The organism is Mesobacillus persicus (assembly GCF_900109925.1).
Classification (GTDB): Bacteria; Bacillota; Bacilli; order Bacillales; family Cytobacillaceae; genus Mesobacillus_B; species Mesobacillus_B persicus.
Window position 1 is genome coordinate 78,910 of the sequence record NZ_FOBW01000003.1, and the last position, 23,405, is coordinate 102,314.

General features: G+C 41.5%; 20 protein-coding genes. All 20 read left to right on the plus strand.

Going from position 1 to position 23,405, the window contains the following annotated elements:
* The first annotated feature begins 82 nt into the window (after positions 1 to 82).
* Positions 83 to 793 (plus strand): 30S ribosomal protein S2, encoded by a 711-nt coding sequence (gene rpsB, locus BMX30_RS05555; protein WP_090742005.1) that lies wholly within the window; start codon positions 83 to 85, stop codon positions 791 to 793.
* Positions 794 to 959: 166 nt separating this feature from the next.
* Positions 960 to 1,844, plus strand: a complete 885-nt coding sequence (gene tsf, locus BMX30_RS05560) for a translation elongation factor Ts (protein WP_090742008.1) — start codon at positions 960 to 962, stop codon at positions 1,842 to 1,844.
* 231 nt (positions 1,845 to 2,075) lie between these two features.
* Positions 2,076 to 2,798, plus strand: a complete 723-nt coding sequence (pyrH, locus tag BMX30_RS05565) for a UMP kinase (protein WP_090742011.1) — start codon at positions 2,076 to 2,078, stop codon at positions 2,796 to 2,798.
* Positions 2,799 to 2,800: 2 nt separating this feature from the next.
* On the plus strand, positions 2,801 to 3,358 hold the full coding sequence (frr, locus tag BMX30_RS05570; RefSeq protein WP_090742014.1) for a ribosome recycling factor: 558 nt from the start codon (positions 2,801 to 2,803) through the stop codon (positions 3,356 to 3,358).
* A gap of 237 nt (positions 3,359 to 3,595) precedes the next feature.
* Complete coding sequence (locus BMX30_RS05575) at positions 3,596 to 4,372, plus strand: undecaprenyl pyrophosphate synthase (RefSeq protein WP_090742017.1); 777 nt, start codon at positions 3,596 to 3,598, stop codon at positions 4,370 to 4,372.
* A gap of 15 nt (positions 4,373 to 4,387) precedes the next feature.
* Entirely contained in the window at positions 4,388 to 5,182 is a 795-nt protein-coding gene (locus tag BMX30_RS05580) for a phosphatidate cytidylyltransferase (protein ID WP_090742020.1), read from the plus strand.
* Positions 5,183 to 5,272: 90 nt separating this feature from the next.
* The gene (dxr, locus tag BMX30_RS05585) at positions 5,273 to 6,415 is read left to right on the plus strand and encodes a 1-deoxy-D-xylulose-5-phosphate reductoisomerase (RefSeq protein ID WP_090742023.1); all 1,143 of its coding nucleotides are present in this window, start codon (positions 5,273 to 5,275) and stop codon (positions 6,413 to 6,415) included.
* Between the two features lie 18 nt (positions 6,416 to 6,433).
* Positions 6,434 to 7,711: an RIP metalloprotease RseP gene (gene rseP / locus BMX30_RS05590; RefSeq protein WP_090742026.1), complete on the plus strand. Its 1,278-nt coding sequence runs from the start codon at positions 6,434 to 6,436 to the stop codon at positions 7,709 to 7,711.
* A 276-nt stretch (positions 7,712 to 7,987) separates the two neighbouring features.
* Positions 7,988 to 9,694 carry a proline--tRNA ligase gene (locus tag BMX30_RS05595; RefSeq protein WP_090742030.1) on the plus strand — a complete coding sequence of 569 codons (1,707 nt, stop codon included), beginning with the start codon at positions 7,988 to 7,990 and terminating at the stop codon, positions 9,692 to 9,694.
* Positions 9,695 to 10,271: 577 nt separating this feature from the next.
* Entirely contained in the window at positions 10,272 to 14,597 is a 4,326-nt protein-coding gene (locus BMX30_RS05600) for a PolC-type DNA polymerase III (protein ID WP_090742033.1), read from the plus strand.
* Positions 14,598 to 15,375: 778 nt separating this feature from the next.
* Complete coding sequence (gene rimP, locus BMX30_RS05605) at positions 15,376 to 15,843, plus strand: ribosome maturation factor RimP (protein ID WP_090742035.1); 468 nt, start codon at positions 15,376 to 15,378, stop codon at positions 15,841 to 15,843.
* A gap of 71 nt (positions 15,844 to 15,914) precedes the next feature.
* A complete protein-coding gene (nusA, locus tag BMX30_RS05610; protein ID WP_090742037.1) occupies positions 15,915 to 17,027 on the plus strand; it encodes a transcription termination factor NusA in 1,113 nt (370 codons plus the stop codon).
* An 18-nt stretch (positions 17,028 to 17,045) separates the two neighbouring features.
* The gene (rnpM, locus tag BMX30_RS05615; RefSeq protein ID WP_090742040.1) at positions 17,046 to 17,327 is read left to right on the plus strand and encodes an RNase P modulator RnpM; all 282 of its coding nucleotides are present in this window, start codon (positions 17,046 to 17,048) and stop codon (positions 17,325 to 17,327) included.
* A complete protein-coding gene (locus tag BMX30_RS05620) occupies positions 17,327 to 17,626 on the plus strand; it encodes a YlxQ family RNA-binding protein (RefSeq protein ID WP_425283736.1) in 300 nt (99 codons plus the stop codon). Before rnpM ends, BMX30_RS05620 begins: the two co-directional genes overlap by 1 nt.
* Before the next feature lie 19 nt (positions 17,627 to 17,645).
* Positions 17,646 to 20,069, plus strand: a complete 2,424-nt coding sequence (gene infB / locus BMX30_RS05625) for a translation initiation factor IF-2 (RefSeq protein ID WP_090742045.1) — start codon at positions 17,646 to 17,648, stop codon at positions 20,067 to 20,069.
* Positions 20,069 to 20,350 carry a DUF503 domain-containing protein gene (locus BMX30_RS05630; RefSeq protein WP_090742047.1) on the plus strand — a complete coding sequence of 94 codons (282 nt, stop codon included), beginning with the start codon at positions 20,069 to 20,071 and terminating at the stop codon, positions 20,348 to 20,350. The genes infB and BMX30_RS05630 overlap by 1 nt, the downstream gene beginning before the upstream one ends.
* Before the next feature lie 19 nt (positions 20,351 to 20,369).
* Positions 20,370 to 20,744 (plus strand): 30S ribosome-binding factor RbfA, encoded by a 375-nt coding sequence (rbfA, locus tag BMX30_RS05635; RefSeq protein WP_090742049.1) that lies wholly within the window; start codon positions 20,370 to 20,372, stop codon positions 20,742 to 20,744.
* Positions 20,745 to 20,958: 214 nt separating this feature from the next.
* Positions 20,959 to 21,876: a tRNA pseudouridine(55) synthase TruB gene (truB, locus tag BMX30_RS05640; protein WP_090742052.1), complete on the plus strand. Its 918-nt coding sequence runs from the start codon at positions 20,959 to 20,961 to the stop codon at positions 21,874 to 21,876.
* Between the two features lie 37 nt (positions 21,877 to 21,913).
* A complete protein-coding gene (gene ribF, locus BMX30_RS05645; RefSeq protein ID WP_090742054.1) occupies positions 21,914 to 22,864 on the plus strand; it encodes a bifunctional riboflavin kinase/FAD synthetase in 951 nt (316 codons plus the stop codon).
* A gap of 121 nt (positions 22,865 to 22,985) precedes the next feature.
* Positions 22,986 to 23,255: a 30S ribosomal protein S15 gene (gene rpsO, locus BMX30_RS05650; protein WP_090742057.1), complete on the plus strand. Its 270-nt coding sequence runs from the start codon at positions 22,986 to 22,988 to the stop codon at positions 23,253 to 23,255.
* Positions 23,256 to 23,405: the final 150 nt, after the last annotated feature.

Consider the following 23,405-nt stretch of genomic DNA (forward strand, 5'->3'; position numbering starts at 1 on the left):
TTATGCGAATGGTGCTGATTAATTCAGTTTTCGCTAAAGACGATATGATCGGAGGAAAACAAACCATTAGGAGGAAACAAACATGTCAGTAATTTCTATGAAGCAATTGCTTGAAGCTGGTGTACACTTCGGTCACCAGACTCGCCGTTGGAACCCTAAGATGAAAAAATATATTTTCACTGAGCGTAACGGCATCTACATCATCGATCTTCAAAAAACAGTTAAAAAGGTTGAGGAAGCTTATAACTGGGTAAAGGAACTTGCTGCTGAAGGCGGAACAGTTCTTTTCGTTGGTACAAAGAAGCAAGCTCAAGATTCTGTTAAAGAAGAAGCAGAACGTTCTGGAATGTACTATGTAAACCAACGTTGGTTAGGTGGTACATTAACAAACTTCGAAACAATTCAAAAGCGTATTAGACGCCTTAAAGATATTGAGAGAATGGCTGAAGATGGAACATTTGAAGTCCTTCCTAAAAAAGAAGTTGTTCAACTTAATAAAGAATTAGATCGTTTAGAGAAATTCTTGGGTGGAATTAAAGATATGAAGGGCCTTCCTGATGCTCTTTTCATCATCGACCCACGTAAAGAGCGTATCGCTGTAGCTGAAGCACGCAAACTTAACATTCCAATCGTAGGTATCGTTGATACAAACTGTGATCCGGATGAAATCGATGTTGTGATTCCAGCAAACGATGATGCAATCCGTGCTGTAAAACTTTTAACAGGAAAAATGGCTGATGCAATCCTTGAAGCAAAACAAGGTGAAGAAACAGCTGAGCCTGTTGAAGCGTAAGCTTTAGTCTTGGGGAAAGGTGATATAGGGATACCCTTTATCACCTTTTTTTAAAGTGAAAATGTCCTCAAAGGCATTTCGCATGAAGTTTAAGTTTAAAACTCTTCGATAATGAGAAGATATTGAATAGGTACATATAATTAAACCTTTAGGAGGAATAATCGTTATGGCAATTACTGCTCAAATGGTTAAAGAACTGCGTGAAAAAACTGGCGCAGGCATGATGGATTGTAAAAAGGCACTTCAAGAAGTAGACGGAGATATGGAAAAAGCAATTGACTTCCTACGTGAAAAAGGAATTGCGAAAGCGGCTAAGAAGGGTGACCGTATTGCTGCTGAAGGTCTTGCAAGCGTAGTAGTTGAAGGCAATGAGGCTGTCATTTTTGAAGTAAACTCTGAAACAGATTTCGTAGCGAAAAACGTAGGCTTCCAAACACTTGTAAAAGAGCTTGGTGAGCACATCCTAAAGCACAAGCCAGCTAACATCGAAGAGGCTGTTGCTCAAACGATGGACAATGGGGCCACTGTTGAAACCCATATTAACACTTCAATTTCAAAAATTGGGGAAAAGATTACTCTACGTCGTTTTGAAGTAAAAACAAAAACGGATGCAGATGCATTTGGTGCATACCTTCACATGGGAGGACGTATCGCTGTTCTTACTGTTGTTGAAGGAACAACAGATGAGGCTACTGCAAAGGATGTTTCTATGCACATTGCGGCATTAAACCCTAAATATGTTTCTCGTGATGAAGTTTCACAAGAAGAAGTTGAGCGTGAGCGTCAAGTTCTTACTCAACAAGCTTTAAATGAAGGAAAGCCAGAAAACATCGTTGCGAAAATGGTTGAAGGTCGTCTTGGAAAGTACTTTGAAGACGTGTGTCTATTAGACCAAGCTTTCGTTAAAAACCCAGATCAAAAGGTACGCCAAGTTGTTGAAGCTAAAGGCGCTACTGTTCGTGAATTCGTTCGCTTTGAAGTAGGAGAAGGTCTTGAAAAGCGTGAAGACAACTTCGCTGAAGAAGTAATGAGCCAAGTAAATAAAAAATAATTTTTAGTCATCTACTTTTCTAATTCAGGGAACACTATGTGTTCCCTGTTTTTGGAGTGAGTATGTATATGCCTTGAACAGGCGGACATTTTTAAGGTCTAGTTCGAGCGCCTTAGCCCCACGGGGTCATAAGGTACTCCCTATAAGAAGGTAATGAGTACCTTCTTATAGGGCGAGTCTTATGGCGGGTGCTTGAGCAAGGCGCTTCCATATTCTATTTCGGAGGTTTTTATGAGCAACCCAAAATACAAACGCGTGGTCTTAAAGTTGAGTGGGGAAGCATTAGCTGGTGAAAATGGCTTTGGCATTAATCCATCTGTGATTAAAAACGTGGCCGGACAAGTAAAAGAGCTTGCAGAATTGGGTGTTGAAGTCGCTGTGGTCGTTGGTGGCGGAAATATCTGGCGCGGTAAAATTGGTGAGGAAATGGGCATGGACCGGGCAACAGCAGACTATATGGGAATGCTTGCTACGGTCATGAACTCGCTGGCTCTACAGGACAGCCTTGAACATGAGGGCATTGAAACAAGGGTACAGACATCGATTGAAATGCGTCAAGTAGCGGAACCTTATATTCGTAGACGGGCAATTCGTCACTTAGAAAAAACACGAGTTGTTATTTTTGCAGCAGGTACCGGCAACCCTTATTTCTCAACCGATACAACGGCAGCATTAAGGGCGGCAGAAATTGAAGCAGAAGTCATTTTAATGGCTAAGAACAATGTGGATGGCGTTTATTCCGCGGATCCACGCTTAGATGCAAATGCTGTGAAATATGATGAATTATCTTATCTTGATGTGATTAAGGAAGGCTTAGCTGTAATGGATTCAACAGCATCTTCTTTATGCATGGACAACAATATCCCGTTAATTGTATTCTCGATAATGGAAGAGGGTAATATCAAGAGAGCAGTTATGGGAGAAAAAATTGGAACAATTGTTAGGGGGAAATAATCATGCCAAAAAGTGTCATTGATAAAGCAAAGGACAGAATGTCGAAAGCAATTCAAGCTTACACTCGTGAATTAGCATCTATCCGTGCAGGTAGAGCAAGTGCCTCACTCTTAGACAGAATTACGGTTGATTATTACGGCGCACCAACACCCATCAACCAATTAGCAGGGATTTCAGTCCCAGAAGCAAGGCTTCTTGTGGTTCAGCCTTATGACAAAACGATTCTTGGTGAAATTGAAAAAGCAATCATGAAATCTGACCTAGGGATTAACCCTTCTAATGATGGTTCGATGATCCGTTTGGCGATTCCTCAGTTAACAGAGGAACGTCGTAAGGAGCTTGCTAAGCAGGTTAGAAAAGAATCTGAAGATGCGAAAATTGCCATCCGTAATATTCGTCGAGACGGTAATGATGATTTGAAGAAGCTGGAGAAAAACGGTGAAATTACAGAGGACGGGCTTCGTGGTTACTCAGATGATATCCAGAAGTTAACGGATGAATTTATTAATAAGGTTGATCAGATCACGAAAGACAAAGAGAAAGAATTACTAGAAGTGTAAAAAACACCGGTTTATGGAAAAACTATAATGAAAAGACCCTCTATTACAGGGGGTTTTTTCATAGCCTAATGAAAAGTATTCTTTGATAGTGATTCTGTTTTTGTTTAGGTTTACATACTCTTTTTATAGAGATATCTTTTTTCATTTTTGGTATGATAGGAGCATATGCTTCAATACAAGCAAGGAGACTATTCTTTTTTTGTATATGAGTATTATCCTATTTAGGGGAGCTGTCTTATGTTAAAGAAACTTATTCCCTGGAAGTCCCAAAATCAACCTTCCAGTTTCCGTGATCAAATCATGCAACTTAAGTCTCAGGAGGTTCCGTCTCATATCGCCATCATTATGGATGGAAATGGACGGTGGGCAAAAAAACGGTCGCTTCCAAGGGTAGCTGGACATCATGAAGGGATGAAAGTCGTCCGGAAAATTACTAGTCTTGCAAACGAAATTGGTGTGAAAACATTGACGTTGTATGCCTTCTCGACCGAGAACTGGAAGCGACCGAAGATGGAAGTAGACTTTTTAATGAAGCTACCGGAAGAGTTTTTGGGAACCTTTCTCCCAGAGTTGGTTAAGGAGAATGTCCGGGTCAAGATGATGGGGAACACAGATAAACTACCAGCTCACACGTTAAAGGCAATTGAAAAGGCAATGAATGATACAAAAGAAAATACGGGACTTGTTTTGAATTTTGCTCTTAACTATGGCAGTCGTGTCGAAATATTGGATGCAGTGAAGCAGGTCTTAAATGACGTTGAAAATGGCAAACTTGATAAAGATAGCCTTAGCGAGGAAACCTTTTCAGAGTACCTAATGTCCTCTGAGTTACAGGACCCTGATTTGTTGATTCGAACAAGTGGGGAAATACGCCTAAGCAATTTTATGCTCTGGCAGCTAGCATATACAGAATTCTTCTTTACGGATGTTTTATGGCCAGATTTTAGTGAAGAACATTTTATTGAAGCAATTGAAGTGTTCCAAGGACGTCAACGTCGTTACGGAGGAGTTTAATAAAGGTGTGATGAAATGAAGCAAAGAATCATAACAGCAATCGCAGCTGCGGCCATATTCCTGCCAATTGTTATCCTTGGTGGTCTTCCATTTGTGATTATGGTCTACTTACTAGCGTCTATAGGTTTATATGAAGCATTGAAAATGCAAAACATCAGGTTAGCCTCTATTCCGGGCCTGATTTCTCTCGTGTTATTATGGATATTCTTGATCCCAAGTGAGCATATTTCCATTCTAGATCAGATAAATTATACGAAAATAGAACTGGCCCTTTTAGCTGTTTTATTGTTTTTAACTTATACCGTTGTAACGAAGAACCGATTTAGTTTTGATGAGGTAGCCTTTTCAGTATTGGCCACTCTCTATGTTGGAATCGGCTTCTACTATTTTATCGAAACAAGAGGCGCCGAGAATGGGTTAACCTTCGTTGTGTACGCGTTGTTTATTATTTGGGCAACAGATTCAGGGGCATATTTTATTGGCCGGTCAATGGGAAAGAAGAAACTCTGGCCAGAAATCAGTCCAAATAAAACGGTGGAAGGTTTTTTTGGAGGCATTGTTTGTGCGCTTATCGTGGCCGTTTTATTCTCCTTGTTCACAAATATTGGGATTTCAGTTCTTGTTCTAGTACTTGCTACGGCCATCTTGTCTGTTTTCGGTCAAGTGGGAGATTTAGTTGAGTCTGCCTTAAAGCGGCATTATCATGTAAAGGATTCTGGGGATATCCTCCCAGGTCACGGAGGTATATTGGACAGGTTTGACAGCTTATTATTCGTCTTACCACTGATCCATTTCATAAACTTATTATAATTACTGAAAAGAGAAGGTACATAGTAAGCAAATGCATCAAGCGTTTGATCGGTGATTAGGCGTGCTGTTGTTGAATTAGGAGTGAATGTTGTGAAGAAAATCAGCTTATTGGGAGCAACGGGGTCTATTGGAATTCAAACGCTAGATATCATCAGGGGGCATCGAGATGCTTTCCAGTTGGTGGCAATATCTGCTGGGCGAAATCTCGATCTTGTTCGCAAAATCATCATTGAATTCAAGCCAGAGTTTGTCTCTGTTCAAGAGAAAGCGGATGGTGAAACCTTAAGAACAGAATTTCCTGAACTATCCATTGGGTTTGGTATAGAGGGAATTGAAGAAGCAGCTATCTATCCCAAGGCAGACATCCTGGTCAATGCTGTACTAGGTAGCGTAGGGTTGTCTCCAACCTTAAGAGCCATTCAGGCTGGTAAGACGATTGCGATTGCGAATAAAGAAACATTAGTAACCGCTGGCCATCTTGTCATGGATGCGGCACGCCGTCATAATGTACAGGTTCTCCCCGTCGATAGTGAGCATTCTGCTATTTTTCAGGCCTTACAGGGGGAGAATGAAAAGAGCATTGAACAACTTATTCTGACTGCATCAGGAGGAAGTTTCCGGGACCGGACACGGGAAGAATTGCAAGGGGTAACCGTCTCTGAAGCTTTGAACCATCCAAATTGGTCAATGGGGGCAAAAATAACAATTGATTCGGCGACAATGATGAATAAGGGGCTTGAGGTCATTGAGGCGCATTGGCTATTTGCTCTTCCTTATGAACAAATCTCTGTCGTTCTTCATAAAGAGAGTATTATCCATTCAATGGTGGAGTTTCACGACACGAGCATCATTGCCCAGCTAGGAACACCAGATATGAGAGTGCCGATCCAATATGCACTTACTTACCCTGACCGCCTTCCGCTCCCATCAGGGAATCGGCTAAGTCTTGCACAGGTTGGGAAGCTTCATTTTAGTGAGATGGATTTTGAACGTTTCCGTTGCCTGAAATTTGCCTATGATGCAGGTAAGACTGGGGGCACGATGCCTACCGTTCTCAATGCGGCAAATGAAGCTGCTGTTGCTGCATTCCTAGAAGGGAAAATTTCATTTTTGCAGATAGAAGACTTAATAGAAAAGGTTCTTGAAAAGCATAATGTCATAATGAATCCGGACCTTGAAACGATTCAAGGAGTGGATGAAGAGACAAGGAAGTCAGTAATCTCACTTATTTAAAAAAAGGTGGTCATTCATTTGAGTACAGTTATTGCCTTTATCGTCATTTTTGGGGCTCTCGTTTTCTTTCATGAACTGGGTCACCTGATCTTTGCAAAGCGAGCGGGCATCTTATGCCGGGAGTTTGCAATAGGCTTTGGGCCAAAAATATTCTCACACAAGCGAAATGAAACTGTCTATACCATTCGCCTACTACCGATTGGTGGGTTTGTGAGAATGGCTGGAGAAGACCCAGAAATGATTGAACTGAAACCAGGTCAACGAATCGGATTGCTATTTGGCGAAGATAAAAAGGTTCGTAAAATCATTCTTAATAACAAAGAAAAGTTTCCAGATGCGCTTGTAATTGAAGTTGAAAAGGCAGATGTTGAGCACGACCTATTCGTGAAAGGCTACGAAGCTGGCGACGATGCTGAGGAATTAAAAACCTTCTCTATTAGCCCAAAAGCAGTGTTTGTGGAGAATGGAACAGAATCACAAATCGCACCATATGATCGACAGTTTTCCTCTAAGTCCATTGGACAAAGAACGATGGCGATTTTTGCTGGTCCAATGATGAACTTTATTCTAGCAATCGTCGTTTTTATTATCATTGCCTTATTCCAAGGGATGCCTTCTGATAAACCTGTATTAGGTGAGCTAGCCACAGATGGTTCAGCGATTGAGGCTGGTTTGAAACAAGGAGATGTTGTACAAAGTATTGAGGGTGCGGAAATATCTAGTTGGTCCGATGTGGTAGAAATAATCCAGAAAAACCCTGAAAATGAACTAGAGTTTACAATCCATAGAGGTGAAGACACGCTTGAAATTCCAGTTACTCCAGATAAAAGGGAAGTGGAACTAGAAGGTGGCACTAGCCAGACTATCGGAATTATTGGCGTGTATGCTCCGATTGAAAAGGATCCTTTAAGAGCCTTCTTGTATGGATTCCAAGAAACCTATACTTGGACAAAGGAAATCATCTTTGCAGTTGGAAAACTTGTCACTGGACAGTTTTCAATTGATGCTCTTGCTGGTCCCGTAGGAATCTATGAATCGACAAGTATTGTTGCACAATCAGGCATCTGGTATTTGATGAGATGGGCTGCGGTTTTAAGTATCAACCTAGGCATTATGAACCTTTTGCCAATACCAGCTCTCGATGGTGGAAGATTGATGTTCTTTGCTGTCGAAGCCGTTAGAGGCAAACCCATCGATCCACAAAAGGAAGGCTTGGTCCACTTTATCGGATTTGCCTTGCTGATGCTATTAATGCTAGTGGTTACCTGGAACGATATACAGAGATTCTTTTTGTAAAGCGGTGTTAAAGGAGGAATATTGCAGGTTGAATGTAACGGAAGGCACTCGACTCCTGCGGGATGACGGGGCAGGGGAGACCCCACAGGCGCTTGAAGCGCCGAGGAGGCTCCCCGGCACGCCCGCGGAAAGCGAGTGCATGGAGTGGAAATCAACCTCTTTATCGCAGCCTTTGTAAAAGTGTACCATCCCATTAGCCGGCCATTTGCCTATCTATTGGGATGGTTTATCTTAATTTATAACGTGATATTGACTTTAGATGAGGTGTAATAACGAATGAAACAAAGCATGACCTTAATTCCTACATTAAGAGAAGTACCAGCAGATGCAGAAATAAAAAGCCATCAATTGCTGTTAAGAGCAGGGTATATTCGCCAAAATGCAAGTGGGGTATACTCCTATTTACCACTAGCAAGAAAAGTATTGCAAAAGGTGGAGGGGATTGTCCGAGAGGAAATGGACAATGCAGGCGCAGTTGAATTACTGATGCCAGCCCTTCAACAGGCAGAACTATGGCAGGAATCTGGAAGATGGTATACCTATGGTCCAGAACTTATGCGTATGAGAGACCGACATGAAAGAGAGTTTGCTCTCGGTGCCACTCATGAGGAGGTTATTACGAGCCTAGTTCGTGATGAAGTAAAGTCCTATAAGCGCCTACCATTATCCTTATATCAGATCCAGACTAAGTTTCGTGACGAAAAGCGCCCTCGTTTTGGTTTGCTGCGTGGTCGTGAATTCATTATGAAAGATGCTTATTCTTTCCACTCTTCTCAGGAAAGCTTAGATGAAGTGTATGAGCGATTATTTGCCGCATACTCGAATATATTCACTCGTTGTGGATTAAACTTCCGTGCGGTCATTGCTGACTCGGGAGCTATGGGCGGAAAAGATACACATGAATTCATGGTGTTATCGGATGTTGGTGAGGACACAATTGCCTACTCGGATACTTCTAATTACGCTGCCAATATTGAAATGGCACCTGTGGTTATGGAATATGAGAAAAAGGCAGAACCAGCAAAAGAGTTGGAGAAGGTAATAACTGAAAATCAAAAGACCATTGAAGAGGTTGCTGGCTTTCTGAAGGTAGAGGCGAAGGATTGCATTAAGTCGCTGCTATTCAAAATGGATGATGACCGTTATGTTCTTACTCTTGTCCGTGGGGATCATGAAGTGAACGACATTAAGCTGAAGAACCTTTTAGGTGCTGCTAATGCAGAGCTTGCTACTGCGGAGGAAACAAAGGCAGTTCTCGGGTGTACGATTGGCTCACTAGGGCCAGTAAATGTGAAGGATGTTGAAGTTGTAGCAGACGATGCTGTGGCTGCAGTTGTTAATGGAGTTTGCGGTGCAAATGAAGAGAACTATCATTTTATCAATGTAAACCCAGAACGTGATTTTTCTGTTAACCAATATGCCGATCTCCGATTCATTCAGGAGAGAGATCCATCTCCAGATGGAGAAGGCAAAATTGTATTTGCGAAAGGAATTGAAGTCGGTCACGTCTTTAAGCTAGGAACTCGCTACAGTGAAGCGATGGGTGCGACGTATCTCGATGAAAATGGCAGAACACAGCCAATGATTATGGGATGTTATGGTATTGGCGTTTCTAGGACAATGGCTAGTGTTGTGGAACAATTCAACGATGAAAAAGGCCTAGTTTGGCCAACAGCTCTGGCTCCATTCGATTTACATTTAATTGCTGTAAACATGAAGGATACTGCACAGGCTGAATTAGCGAATGATTTATATGGGAAGCTAAAGGCTGCTCGTTTTGAAGTGCTATTTGATGACCGTCAAGAGCGTCCAGGGGTGAAATTTGCCGATTCCGATTTGATTGGGTTGCCCGTGCGAATTACCGTTGGGAAGAAAGCTTCTGAAGGCATCGTTGAACTGAAAGTTCGTAAAACAGGTGATATGCAGGAAGTACATGTGGACGAGCTTCAGGAAACGATTGAAACGATTGTTAAGTCACTTTAGCTATAAAATGAAGGATCTCCTTTTTGAGGGGATCCTTTTATTTTTTACTTGCTTAGAGAGTAGAGACAGTGATGAGGTGGGGAAGCTGATTGCTGGTTGCTTGGTGCCCTAAGTGGTTGCGAGAAGAAGGAGAAAGGTCACCAATGAGGAGTATTGGTGACCTAAGTGGTTGAGGGAAGAAGGAGAAAGGTCACTAATGAGGCGTATTGGTGACCTAAGTGGTTGAGGGAAGAAGGAGAAAGGTCACTAATGAGGCGTATTGGTGCCCTAAATGGTTGCGAGAAGAAGAAGAAAGGTCACCTATAAGTTGTCTAGTTTCCAAAATTGGAACCGGGAGAGAAAACCCACCGATCAAACCAAAAGATCACAGAATTCTGAGATAGCGATTAGCATATCTATCAATTGAAACGCCCTTCAAACCACCCTAGAATTCAAAATCCAAACTTCTAATCATTTCCTTCATTATTCTCAAATCCTGTAACCAATCACTAAGTCTTTTTGTGTTATAATTACCCTTGCTAAAAAAAATAATCTACCAAAGAAATTTTTAAATTTAATAATAGATAGGAGGGAAATAATGACCGATCTTTCCTCTAAAAAGAAAGAGAGCTTCCTTGTTTTACTGCAGCAGCTCCAATTGACGGAGGATGCAATGGTTCAACATTTTAAAGATGCCTTGATCGACCGGGTAGTAGTGGACAAGAAGCAAAAGAAATGGCATTTTTACTTTCAGTTTGAACGCATCCTTCCATGCAGCCTATTAACTCGGTTTACGACTCAGTTGGAAAGAAGTTTTTCTCATATTGCAAATGTCTCAAGTAGCATTCATGTTGTGGATACTTCTATTACTGAGCAGGTTGTTCATGATTATTGGAAGCACTGCGTTCAGGAAATCGATGGGATTGCTCCTCCTTTGTTAAAGCTTTTAAACGAGCAACTGCCGAAGGTCCAGGGCTATAAAATGGTCCTAAATGTTCGAAATGATATGGAAGGCATGGCGATTAAGAAAAAATACAGCGGCATAATTGCTGACATTTTTCAATCCTATGGATTTCCTAGTTTAACTATTGATACAGAAGTTACTCAAGCAACCTCAACGACTGAATTCGAGGAATTCGAAAAGGCCAAGGCAAAAGAGGACCAGGAACGTGCACTTCTTGCTATGGTAGAAATGCAGAAAAAGGATTCAGAAAAAGATTCTGCAGACGGTGTACCGACGGATGGTCCAGTGACAATCGGACTAACGATTAAAGACGATGCAGATTTCAGGCGCCTTGAAGAAATAGTTGATGAAGAGCGCCGAGTCGCGGTCGAAGGGTATGTTTTCTTTGCGGAAACAAAGGAACTTCGAAGTGGCCGAACGCTTTTAACCTTTAAAATTACCGATTATACAAGCTCTATCATGGTTAAGATGTTTTCTCGAGACAAGGAAGATGCAGCTATATTCCAACGCGTGAAAAAAGGCCTATGGTTAAAAGTACGGGGCAGCATCCAAAATGATACTTTTGTCCGTGACCTTGTCATGATCGGAAATGATGTGAATGAAATAAAACCAAAGCTTCGGCAAGATACGGCTCGTGACGGTGAAAAACGTGTCGAGCTTCATTTGCATACACCAATGAGCCAAATGGACGCGGTTAGCAGTGTAGGGGATCTCGTTTCTCAGGCGGCAAAATGGGGCCATAAAGCAATCGCGATTACTGACCATGCAGGTGCGCAATCTTTCCCGGAAGCTTTTGGAGCAGGAAAGAAAAACGGGATTAAGATTCTTTACGGTGTGGAAGCGAATCTTGTGGATGATGGAGTACCGATTGCTTATAACTCGGCACACCGTCTCCTTGCAGACGACACGTATATTGTCTTTGACGTTGAAACAACCGGTCTTTCAGCTGTTTACGATACAATCATAGAACTTGCGGCAGTCAAAGTTAAAAATGGTGACATCGTTGATCGATTTGAATCATTCGCGAACCCGCACCGAAGATTATCAGCAACCATCGTCGAGTTAACGGGCATTACCGATGATATGGTCGAGAATGCTCCAGAAGTAGATGATGTACTAAGGAAATTTCACGAGTGGATTGGTGACTCGATTCTTGTCGCCCATAATGCTTCATTCGATATGGGCTTTTTAAATACAGGATGTAAAAAGATTGGAATTGGAAAATTACCGAATCCAGTCATCGATACACTTGAACTTGGTAGACTACTCTATCCAGATATGAAAAATCACCGGCTTAACACACTGGCGAAAAAATTAGAAGTCGAGCTTACCCAGCATCACCGTGCCATTTATGATGCCGAGGCGACTGGTTACATTCTAATAAAGATGCTAAAAGAGGCAGCGGAAAAAGGCATCGAGTATCATGATCAAATGAATGATTACATGGGTCAAGGTGGCGCATATAAACGTGCAAGGCCCCATCATATAACTCTAATCGCACAAACAGAAGTTGGTCTTAAGAATCTATTCAAACTGATCTCGATTTCTCATCTTAACTATTTTTATAGGGTGCCGCGAATCCCGAGGTCTGTTTTACAAAAGTACCGCGATGGAATTTTAGTAGGTTCGGCTTGTGATAAAGGCGAAGTATTTGAGACAATGATGCAAAAGTCCATGGAAGAGGCAGAGGAAGCTGCTCATTTTTACGATTATTTAGAGGTTATGCCAAAGGCCGTTTACTCTCATTTAATTGAACTAGAGCTGGTACGTGACGAAAAATCATTAGAAAACATTATTTCTAATATTGTTAAACTTGGAGAAAAGCTCAATCTTCCAGTTGTTGCGACCGGGAATGTTCATTATTTAAATGAAAATGATAAAATCTATCGTAAAATCTTGGTCAATTCCCAAGGTGGAGCCAATCCACTAAATCGTCATCGACTTCCAGATGTTCATTTTAGGACAACAAACGAAATGATTGATGCGTTTTCGTTCCTAGGGTTAGAAAAGGCGAAAGAAATTGTCGTAACAAACACAAATAAAGTTGCCGATATGATTGATGACATCAAGCCAATTAAAGATGATCTGTATACCCCGAAAATTGAAGGGGCAGATGAAGAGATGCGCCATATGAGTTATGCGATGGCACAAAGCATCTACGGAGAAGATCTTCCAGAAATTGTAGAGGCGCGACTTGAAAAAGAATTGAAGAGTATTATCGATAACGGTTTTGCCGTTATATATCTTATTTCACATAAGCTCGTTAAAAAATCTCTTGATGATGGGTACCTAGTTGGTTCGCGTGGATCGGTTGGTTCTTCTTTCGTCGCAACCATGACGGAGATTACCGAGGTAAATCCATTGCCGCCACACTATGTCTGCCCGAAGTGTAAGAAATCCGAGTTCTTCGATGATGGTTCAGTAGGGTCCGGCTTTGACCTTCCAGACAAGGATTGTCCTACCTGTGGAATTCGATACACCAAAGACGGCCATGACATCCCGTTTGAAACCTTCCTTGGATTTAAGGGTGATAAGGTTCCCGATATTGATCTCAATTTTTCCGGGGAATACCAACCGCGTGCGCATGACTATACAAAAGTATTGTTTGGTGAAGACAATGTCTATCGTGCGGGAACGATTGGAACCGTTGCTGAAAAGACGGCTTACGGTTATGTAAGGGGTTATCAAAATGATAATAATTTGCATATGCGCGGAGCAGAAACAGATCGTCTTGTTGCGGGTTGTACGGGAGTTAAAAGAACAACAGGGCAGCACCCTGGTGGGATTATTGTTATTCCGGACTACATGGATGTGTATGATTTCTCGCCGATTCAATTCCCGGCGGACTCACTAACGTCTGAATGGCGGACAACCCATTTCGACTTCCACTCCATTCATGATAATGTCTTAAAGCTCGATATCCTTGGTCACGATGATCCAACGGTGATTAGGATGCTTCAAGATTTAAGTGGGATTGATCCGAAAACGATTCCTACGGATGATCCGGAGGTCATGAAAATTTTCTCGAACACCGAGTCCCTTGGTGTAACAGAAGAACAAATCATGAGTAAAACGGGCTCCCTAGGTATCCCGGAATTCGGGACAAGATTCGTTCGTCAGATGCTTGAGGATACGAAGCCGACCACTTTCTCAGAATTGGTACAGATTTCTGGGCTCTCCCATGGTACTGACGTTTGGCTTGGAAATGCCCAAGAGCTGATTCACAATAATGTTTGTACACTGAGTGAAGTAATTGGTTGCCGTGATGATATAATGGTATACCTTATTTACCAGGGACTTGAGCCATCGTTTGCTTTTAAAATCATGGAATCCGTACGTAAAGGGAAAGGCCTATCGGATGATATGGAAGAAGAAATGCGCAAAAACAAAGTTCCAGAATGGTACATCGATTCATGTAAAAAGATAAAATACATGTTTCCTAAGGCTCATGCTGCAGCTTATGTCCTAATGGCTGTAAGGATTGCTTATTTCAAAGTACATCATCCACTTCTGTACTATGCAGCGTATTTTACAGTAAGAGCCGAGGACTTTGATGTTGACGCCATGGTCCGTGGGTCACAAACCATTCGGGCTAAGGTTGAAGAAATCAGTGCTAAGGGTCTTGATGCTTCTACGAAGGAAAAAAACTTGATGACCGTGCTTGAATTGGCAATGGAAATGTGTGAGCGGGGCTACTCTTTCAAGAAAGTGGATCTCTACCGCTCAAGTGCGACAGATTTTATTATTGATGGCGACGCGCTTATTCCACCTTTCAATTCAATTCCAGGATTGGGAACGAATGCAGCGATTAACATTGTGAAAGCACGTCAACAAGGGGGATTCCTGTCGAAGGAAGACCTTCAGCAACGTGGGAAAGTCTCAAAAACTATTATTGAGTTTTTAGACAATCACGGCTGTCTAGAAGCATTACCAGATCAGAATCAGTTGTCGTTGTTTTAGCATAATGGGTGCTCCTTAAGATGGTTTGTATGGAGCACCCATTTTTTTATTTGTGGTACTTAATCTAGGCTCAAGAGGTCGAACGGAAAAATAGAGGTTATGGGGTCATTAAAATTAATGACCAAAACCCTTTTAATCCCATCTCTATTAAAGTAAGAAGGCTTACCCTAAATTGAGTAAATAGCAGAAGTAAAATAAGCGGAGGTTTTCCGGTTAATTTCAAATTGGAGCTCGTTTTGGGGGATATAAGGGGAGATTTTCCGGTTATGCAAATAAAAACACTCCATTTTTATGATTTTGGAGTTAATAGTCGGAGTTTCTCCGTTTATTTATGCTATTTTCATTTTAATTTACCAATTAAGCGGAATTCTTCCGTCTATTCTTGTTAAGAAAAAACTCTCATACCCGGTCTGGTTGATAGAAGATTAAAATGGTAAAAGGAAAAACATTTACTTGTTTGCAAAGTGGCAAAAGATTGTGCCTGTAAAATAAAAAATGTAAATTCTGTGACCAAGTAAAGGCAAATTTGGTAGTTTATAGTGCTAATTTAAATCTTCTAAACCAAAATCCATGACGAAGAGGAAGAAGCGCTCATAAGTGCTTGGGCGCCTAATCCGTTTGCATTAAAAATCTGGTTATGTTATATTTTTATTGGAAATACTACGGATAACTCTGGCAGATAAGAGTGGGGAAACCCGCTCTTTCTTGTTTGTATGCCCTTTTCGGGATGTAATTGAATAAATACGAAGAGAGCCCATTCCAAAAGGAGGGATAAAAAATGAGCAAAGTGACAGAAGTTGTCGAAGACCTTTTGACACCGATTTTAACCGACTTAGAACTTGAATTAGTGGACATAGAGTATGTAAAAGAAGGAAAGAACTGGTTTCTGCGAATTTACATAGACAAAGATAATGGCGTCGATATCGAAGAATGTGGCGTAGTTAGTGAACGTCTAAGTGAAAAGCTTGATGAGCTTGATCCAATCACACATAACTATTTCCTTGAGGTTTCTTCACCTGGAGCAGAACGTCCACTGAAGAAAGAGAAAGATTATGAAAAAGCCGTTGGGAAAAATGTTTTTATAAAAACGTATGAACCTATTGATGGAGAAAAAACATTCGAAGGTTTATTAAAAGCATTTGATGGTGAGACGGTCACCGTTGAAGTGAAAATTAAAACACGAAAAAAAGAATTCGTTTTGCCATTCGATAAGATTGCCAGTGCTCGTTTGGCAGTCATATTCTAAACAAATATTGGTATGAATGAACAGCCTTATGAAAAATATAATGTAAGAATTTAAAGGGGGATAAAAATCTCATGAGCAGTGAATTGTTGGATGCTCTGACAGTGCTTGAAAAAGAAAAGGGCATATCCAGGGATGTATTGATTGATGCGATTGAAGCAGCGTTAGTCTCAGCATACCGGCGTAATTTTAATCAGGCTCAGAATGTACGTATTGATATGAATTTTGAGAATGGATCAATGCGTGTGTTCGCTAGAAAAGAAGTCGTGGAGGAAGTATTTGATCCGCGTCTCGAAATTTCCCTTGAAGAAGCTCATCAAATAAACCCTAACTATACAGTCGAAGATGTGGTCGAATTAGAAGTAACTCCAAAGGATTTTGGACGAATTGCTGCTCAGACTGCAAAGCAAGTTGTTACTCAACGAGTTCGTGAAGCGGAGAGAGGCATCATTTACTCTGAATTCATTGACCGTGAAGAAGATATCATGACGGGGATTGTTCAAAGGTTGGATTCGAAGTTTATCTATGTCAGCCTTGGCAAGATTGAAGCAATACTGCCAGTAAACGAGCAAATGCCAAATGAACAATATAAGCCACATGATCGGATTAAGGTTTTCCTAACGAAAGTAGAAAAGACAACCAAAGGTCCGCAAATCTTTGTATCTAGAACACATCCTGGACTGTTAAAAAGGTTGTTTGAAATTGAAGTTCCTGAAATTTACGATGGTACAGTAGAAATTAAATCTGTAGCACGTGAAGCAGGGGACAGATCAAAAATCTCGGTCCATTCAGATAACCCTGAGGTCGATCCGGTTGGTTCTTGTGTTGGCCCTAAAGGCACGAGAGTACAGGCGGTCGTGAATGAGTTAAAGGGCGAGAAGATTGATATTGTTAAATGGTCAGAAGATCCTGTCGTGTTCGTTGCTAATGCTTTGAGTCCTTCAAAGGTTCTTGACGTAATTGTTAGTGAGCAGGAAAAGGCGACAACCGTCATTGTTCCGGACTATCAGCTTTCTCTAGCGATTGGAAAACGCGGTCAGAATGCAAGGCTTGCGGCCAAGTTAACTGGTTGGAAAATTGATATCAAATCTGAAACAGATGCTCGTGAGGCTGGAATCTTCCCTCGTGAAGATGGTGCACTTTTAGAAGGATACGAGGAAGATTATTCAGACGAGGAGTTAGATTAAGGGAAGAGGTGGATGAGCGTGAACAGCCGAAAAAAAATTCCGATGCGCAAATGTGTTGCAACCGGTGAAATGAGACCAAAAAAGGAACTCATCAGGATTGTTCGCTCAAAAGAAGGGGAAGTATCCATTGACCCGACTGGTAAGAAATCTGGACGTGGTGCTTATCTATCAAAGGATAAGGAAACTGTCCTGCTTGCAAAGAAAAGAAACATCCTTTCTAAACAGTTGGAAGCGAACATAGAAGACTCTGTTTATGAAGAGCTTCTAGACCTTATCGAAAAGGAGAACGGACAAATCTGATGAACGATCAGTGGATGTCATTGCTTGGCTTAGCCAATCGAGCACGTAAAATCATTTCAGGGGAAGAGCTATCCGTAAAAGAAATCAGAAGCGGTAAGGCAAAGTTAGTATTATTGTCTAAAGATGCATCTTTCAATACTCAAAAGAAGATTACAGATAAATGTAATTCCTATCAAGTTCCATATAAATTGGTCGAGGATCGGTATAAGCTTGGCCAAGCAATTGGGAAAGAGGCCCGTGTGGTTGTCGCCCTTTTGGATGATGGGTTTGCCAAGAAACTGTTGACGTTGCTCGATTAATTCTAGCGGGGGTGAAAATATGAGTAAAACGCGCGTGTACGAATACGCCAAAAAGCATAATGTATCGAGTAAAGACGTTATTACCAAATTAAAAGAAATGAACATCGAGGTTTCAAACCATATGACGGCTATTGAAACGGAGACGGTGAGGAGATTAGACGCCATTTATAATAAAACAACGGAAAAGCAACCACAGTCACAGCAGTCAAATCAACAACAAACAGGTCAAGGCCAACAGCGACCATCAGGTCAAGGGCAACAACGACCATCAGGTCAAGGCCAGCAGCGACCATCAGGTCAAGGCCAGCAGCGACCATCAGGTCAAGGCCAGCAGCGACCATCAGGTCAAGGCCAGCAGCGACCATCAGGCCAAGGTCAACAACGACCATCAGGCCAAGGTCAACAACGACCATCAGGCCAAGGTCAACAACGACCATCAGGTCAAGGTCAACAACGACCATCAGGTCAAGGCCAACAACGACCATCAGGTCAAGGCCAGCAGCGACCATCAGGTCAAGGCCAGCAGCGACCATCAGGCCAAGGTCAACAACGACCATCAGGTCAAGGTCAACAACGATCATCAGGCAATCAACGTGGTGGAAATAATAACAATAGATCAAAACAAAACAACAATCGCGGCAAACAAAATCAGACCCACGCTCCACAACCGCAAGTGAAAAAGGAAAAAGAGCTTCCAGCAAAAATTACCTTCAGTGATTCCTTAACGGTTGGTGAGCTTGCTAAGAAGCTCTACCGTGAACCATCTGAAATTATTAAAAAGTTATTTATGCTTGGTGTAATGGCTACGATTAACCAGGACCTAGATAAAGATGCGATTGAATTAATTTGTACCGATTATGGGGTTGAAGTTGAAGAGGAAATCCTCGTTGATACAACAGACCTTGAGGTATATTTTACAGAAGATAAAGAAGACCTACTTGGTGAGCGCCCACCAGTTGTTACGATTATGGGACACGTTGACCATGGGAAAACGACTTTACTTGACTCGATTCGTCATACGAAGGTAACCGCAGGAGAAGCAGGTGGAATCACTCAGCATATCGGTGCTTACCAGGTAGAAGCGAATGGAAAGAAAGTTACCTTCCTTGACACACCAGGTCACGCTGCTTTTACAACGATGCGTGCTCGTGGTGCGAAGGTTACAGATATAACAATCCTTGTTGTAGCAGCAGATGACGGGGTTATGCCTCAAACGGTTGAAGCAATCAACCACGCAAAGGCAGCCAATGTACCAATTATCGTCGCTGTTAATAAAATGGATAAAGAGGGAGCTAACCCTGATCGTGTGATGCAGGAACTGACTGAGCATGGTCTTGTTTCAGAAGCTTGGGGAGGCGAAACCATCTTTGTTCCAATTTCAGCTCTTAAAGGAGAAGGAATTGACAGTCTACTTGAAATGATTCTCCTAGTAAGTGAAGTTGAAGAATACAAGGCGAATCCAAATCGTCCGGCGATTGGAACGGTTATTGAGGCTCAGTTAGATAAAGGCCGAGGATCCGTTGCTACTTTACTTGTTCAAAATGGTACTTTAAAGGTTGGGGACCCAATCGTTGTTGGAAATACTTTTGGACGTGTAAGGGCAATGGTGAACGACCTAGGCCGCCGTGTTAAAGAAGTAGGACCATCTGCTCCTGTTGAGATTACTGGTCTTAACGATGTTCCTCAAGCTGGTGACCGTTTTGTCGTCTTTGAAGATGAAAAGACAGCTCGCCAAGTTGGTGAAGCTCGTTCAAGCCAGGCACTTCAGGCACAAAGATCCGAAAAAACAAAGGTCAGCCTTGATAACTTATTTGAACATATGAAGCAAGGCGAAATGAAGGACTTAAATCTAATTGTAAAGGCTGATGTTCAAGGTTCCGTAGAGGCCGTTGCAGCAGCGTTACAAAAATTAGATGTAGAAGGAATTAATGTCCGGATTATTCATACTGGTGCTGGTGCCATCAATGAATCTGATATTACCTTAGCGGCTGCGTCAAACGCGATTGTCATTGGATTCAATGTTCGTCCAGATAATAATGCAAAACGTGCAGCAGAAACTGAGGAAGTTGATATTCGTCTTCACCGTATCATCTATAAAGTTATTGAAGAGATTGAATCGGCGATGAAAGGGATGCTTGATCCTGTTTACCAAGAGAAAACAATCGGTCAAGCGGAAGTACGTCAGACGTTCAAAGTATCAAAAGTTGGTACAATTGCGGGGTCTTATGTTACAGATGGTAAAATTACCCGTGATAGTGGCGTCCGCCTAATCCGTGATGGCATTGTTATTTTTGAAGGCCAAGTGGATGCTCTTAAACGTTTCAAGGATGATGCAAAAGAAGTAGCCCAAGGTTACGAATGCGGAATTACGATTAAAAACTTCAATGATATGAAAGAAGGCGACGTTATCGAAGCATATATCATGGAAGAAGTGGAACGTTAATGATTGTAGGGCTCGCTGCCTGTGAGTGTATCGTTTATGATGCCCACTCTTTAAAGGATAAAAGAGCAGTCTTGCAGCGTATCATAACAAGACTGAAGCAGAAGTATAATGTTTCAGTTTCAGAAGTGGATTTCCAGGATGCTTGGCAGCGGACGAAAATCGCAATTGTGACGGTCTCGTCCGCACGGCAGGCAACGGAAAGGGAATTACAAAATGCCCTTCAAATGATTGATTCGTTTCCTGAAATAGAACGAACTATTACTGACATTGAATGGCTTTAATTTGACGAGGTGATCGAACATGGGCCATCGAGTAAATCGTGTTGGAGAACAAATGAAAAAAGAGCTGGGTGACATTATCGGCCGTAAGATTAAGGATCCGCGTATTGGTTTCGTTACGGTAACAGATGTCGAGGTAACCGGTGATCTTCAACAAGCAACAGTTTATATTTCTGTTCTAGGTGATGAAGCACAAAAAGAAAACACGTTAAAGGCACTTGCGAAAGCAAAAGGATTTATACGGACTGAAATCGGTCAGCGAATCCGCCTTCGCAAGACACCTGAAATTAGTTTTGAATTTGATCCATCTCTCGATTATGGAAATCGGATCAATACGCTTCTTCATCAAGTTCATAATCATAATGATAATAATGATGAGAAAGAACGGGAAAATTAGAATACAGAATAGATGGATAGACATAATGTCTATCCATTTTTTCAATAGGTAAGGAAAATAGGATTTTACTTTGGAAACTGTCTAGCTCCAGCGCCTAGGGGCTCGGGTCATAAGCCACACCCTGTAAGAAGGGAAAGAACACCTTCTTTTAGGGTGCGTCTTATTCCTTTCGTCCCTGGGCAAGGCGCTTACGCTTTTCGTTTTAGGAGGAAAAATGGAAGGGATTCTACCGTTATATAAACCAGCGGGAATGACATCGCATGATTGTGTTTTCCGCCTCAGAAAAATTTTTAAAATGAAACGCATTGGTCATACAGGTACTCTAGATCCAGACGTTACTGGAGTGCTCCCTATCTGTTTAGGGAGAGCGACAAAGGTGGCTGAGTACATTACAGATGCAGGTAAAGCATATGAGGGGGAAGTAACCATTGGATTCTCGACAACCACAGAGGATGCTTCTGGTGAAACCGTAGAAACCAAAGTGGTGGACAAAATCATCACAAGGGAAGAAATTCTTGCTATCTTTCAAAATCTGACGGGTGAGATTGAACAGACACCACCGATGTTTTCTGCAATAAAAGTTAACGGGAAAAGACTTTATGAGTATGCTCGTCAGGGAATTGAAGTGGAACGTCCTTCAAGGAAGGTACAAATTTACAACATGACCTTGCTTGATGAGCGAACTCAATTTGAAGGAGATACGATTTCCTTTCGGTTTCGAGTAAGTTGTGGGAAAGGTACATACATTAGGACCCTAGCTGTAATGATTGGGGAGAGTTTGGGCTATCCGGCTCATATGTCTTATCTTCAACGTATTCAATCTGCTTCGATGACTCTTGATGATTGTTATACTTTAGAGCAGGTAGAAGAATTGGCTCTTGCGGGTGAGGTTCAGAGTGTGTTAAAACCTCTTGAGGACGGGATTTCTGATTTGCCGAAATATGAAATAAGTGATAAAGTAGCAGAGAAAGTGAAAAATGGTGTAGTATTGGAAATTCCTACGCACTTAGAAATGGTCGAGGGCCCAATAGCAGTATGTCTAGCCGACGGAACGGTGTTGGCTATTTATAGAAAACACCCTCGGAAGCCAGGTCTACTAAAGCCAGATAAAGTGCTAAGGAATGAACAGTAACGATCTCTAGGCTAGTCAGAAAAGGTGAATATTAAAAGTGGAACTAATCAAACTGAATCATCCTCATTCATATAAGATAGAAGATTTCCCCTCCCAGGTAATGGCACTTGGATATTTTGACGGCGTCCACCTCGGTCATCAAGAGGTAATTAAAACAGCGATTAAGATTGCTAGTGATCATGGAATTAACAGCGCAGTTATGACCTTTGATCCTCATCCATCCGTTGTCCTTGGGAAACGTTTGCAACATGTTGAATACATAACGCCAATTGAAGAGAAAATCCGAGTGATTGAAAACATGGGTGTGGACCGTTTATTTATTGTTCATTTTACTCCAGAGTTTGCAAACCTTTTGCCGCAAGAATTTATCGATGACTATATGATTAAGCTTAATGTCAAGCATGTTGTAGCAGGTTTTGATTATACTTACGGAAAAATGGGAAAAGGAACAATGGAAACGATGCAGTTCCATTCAAGAGGGAAGTTTGAGTACTCAGTCGTCCCTAAGCTATCGGTCGCTGATGAGAAAATCAGTTCAACGTTAATCCGGTCCTCTCTAAGGGAAGGGAAGATGGATGTTATACCTACGTTATTAGGGAGATTCTATACGACAACTGGTACCGTTATCCATGGGGATAAACGTGGGAGAACTATTGGCTTTCCAACAGCGAATGTGGATGTTTGGGAAGACTTTATTTTACCACCAACGGGGGTTTATGCAGTAAGAATTCAGCTATCAGGAGACTGGTATCAAGGAGTTTGTAATGTCGGCTATAAACCAACATTTAATAATGAAAAACCGTCAAAACCATCTGTTGAAGTCCATATATTTGACTTTAATAAAGATATTTACGGAGAAGTAGCTGTCGTTGAATGGCATTTGAAGATTCGTGAAGAGCAGAAGTTCTCAGGAATCGATCAATTGGTGGCGCAAATCGATAAAGATAAACAAAAAGCAATACATTACTTTGAAAAACACCAAGGTTAGACTTGCTTTTTATCTAAAAAAGATGTATTCTAATTAACGTATCAAAAAGAACCTTTGCTTGGCAAGTCGAGTCACCGACGCTTGCTCGGTAACAGGGGATATTAAGTAGGAGGTGAATCGGATGGCAATCACAAAAGAACGTAAAAATGAACTAATCAATGAGTTCAAGACACACGAAAACGATACTGGTTCTCCAGAAGTTCAAATCGCTGTCCTGACTGCAGAAATTAATGCATTGAATGATCATTTACGTACCCACAAAAAGGATCACCACTCACGTCGTGGCCTTTTAAAAATGGTAGGTAAGCGTCGTAACCTTTTAACGTACCTTCGTAATAAAGATGTTACACGTTACCGTGACTTAATCAACAAGCTTGGTTTACGTCGATAATTTGTAAAAAGCGGGATTTTTCCCGCTTTTTTATTGTGTAAATAAAAGGTTTAGGTATAAAATTATTACATAATTCCTCTTTAAATTTTAGAGTTTGTTTTTTCTGTACATAATACTAGTGGAATGAGTCGTTTGGACAGGCTATTTCTG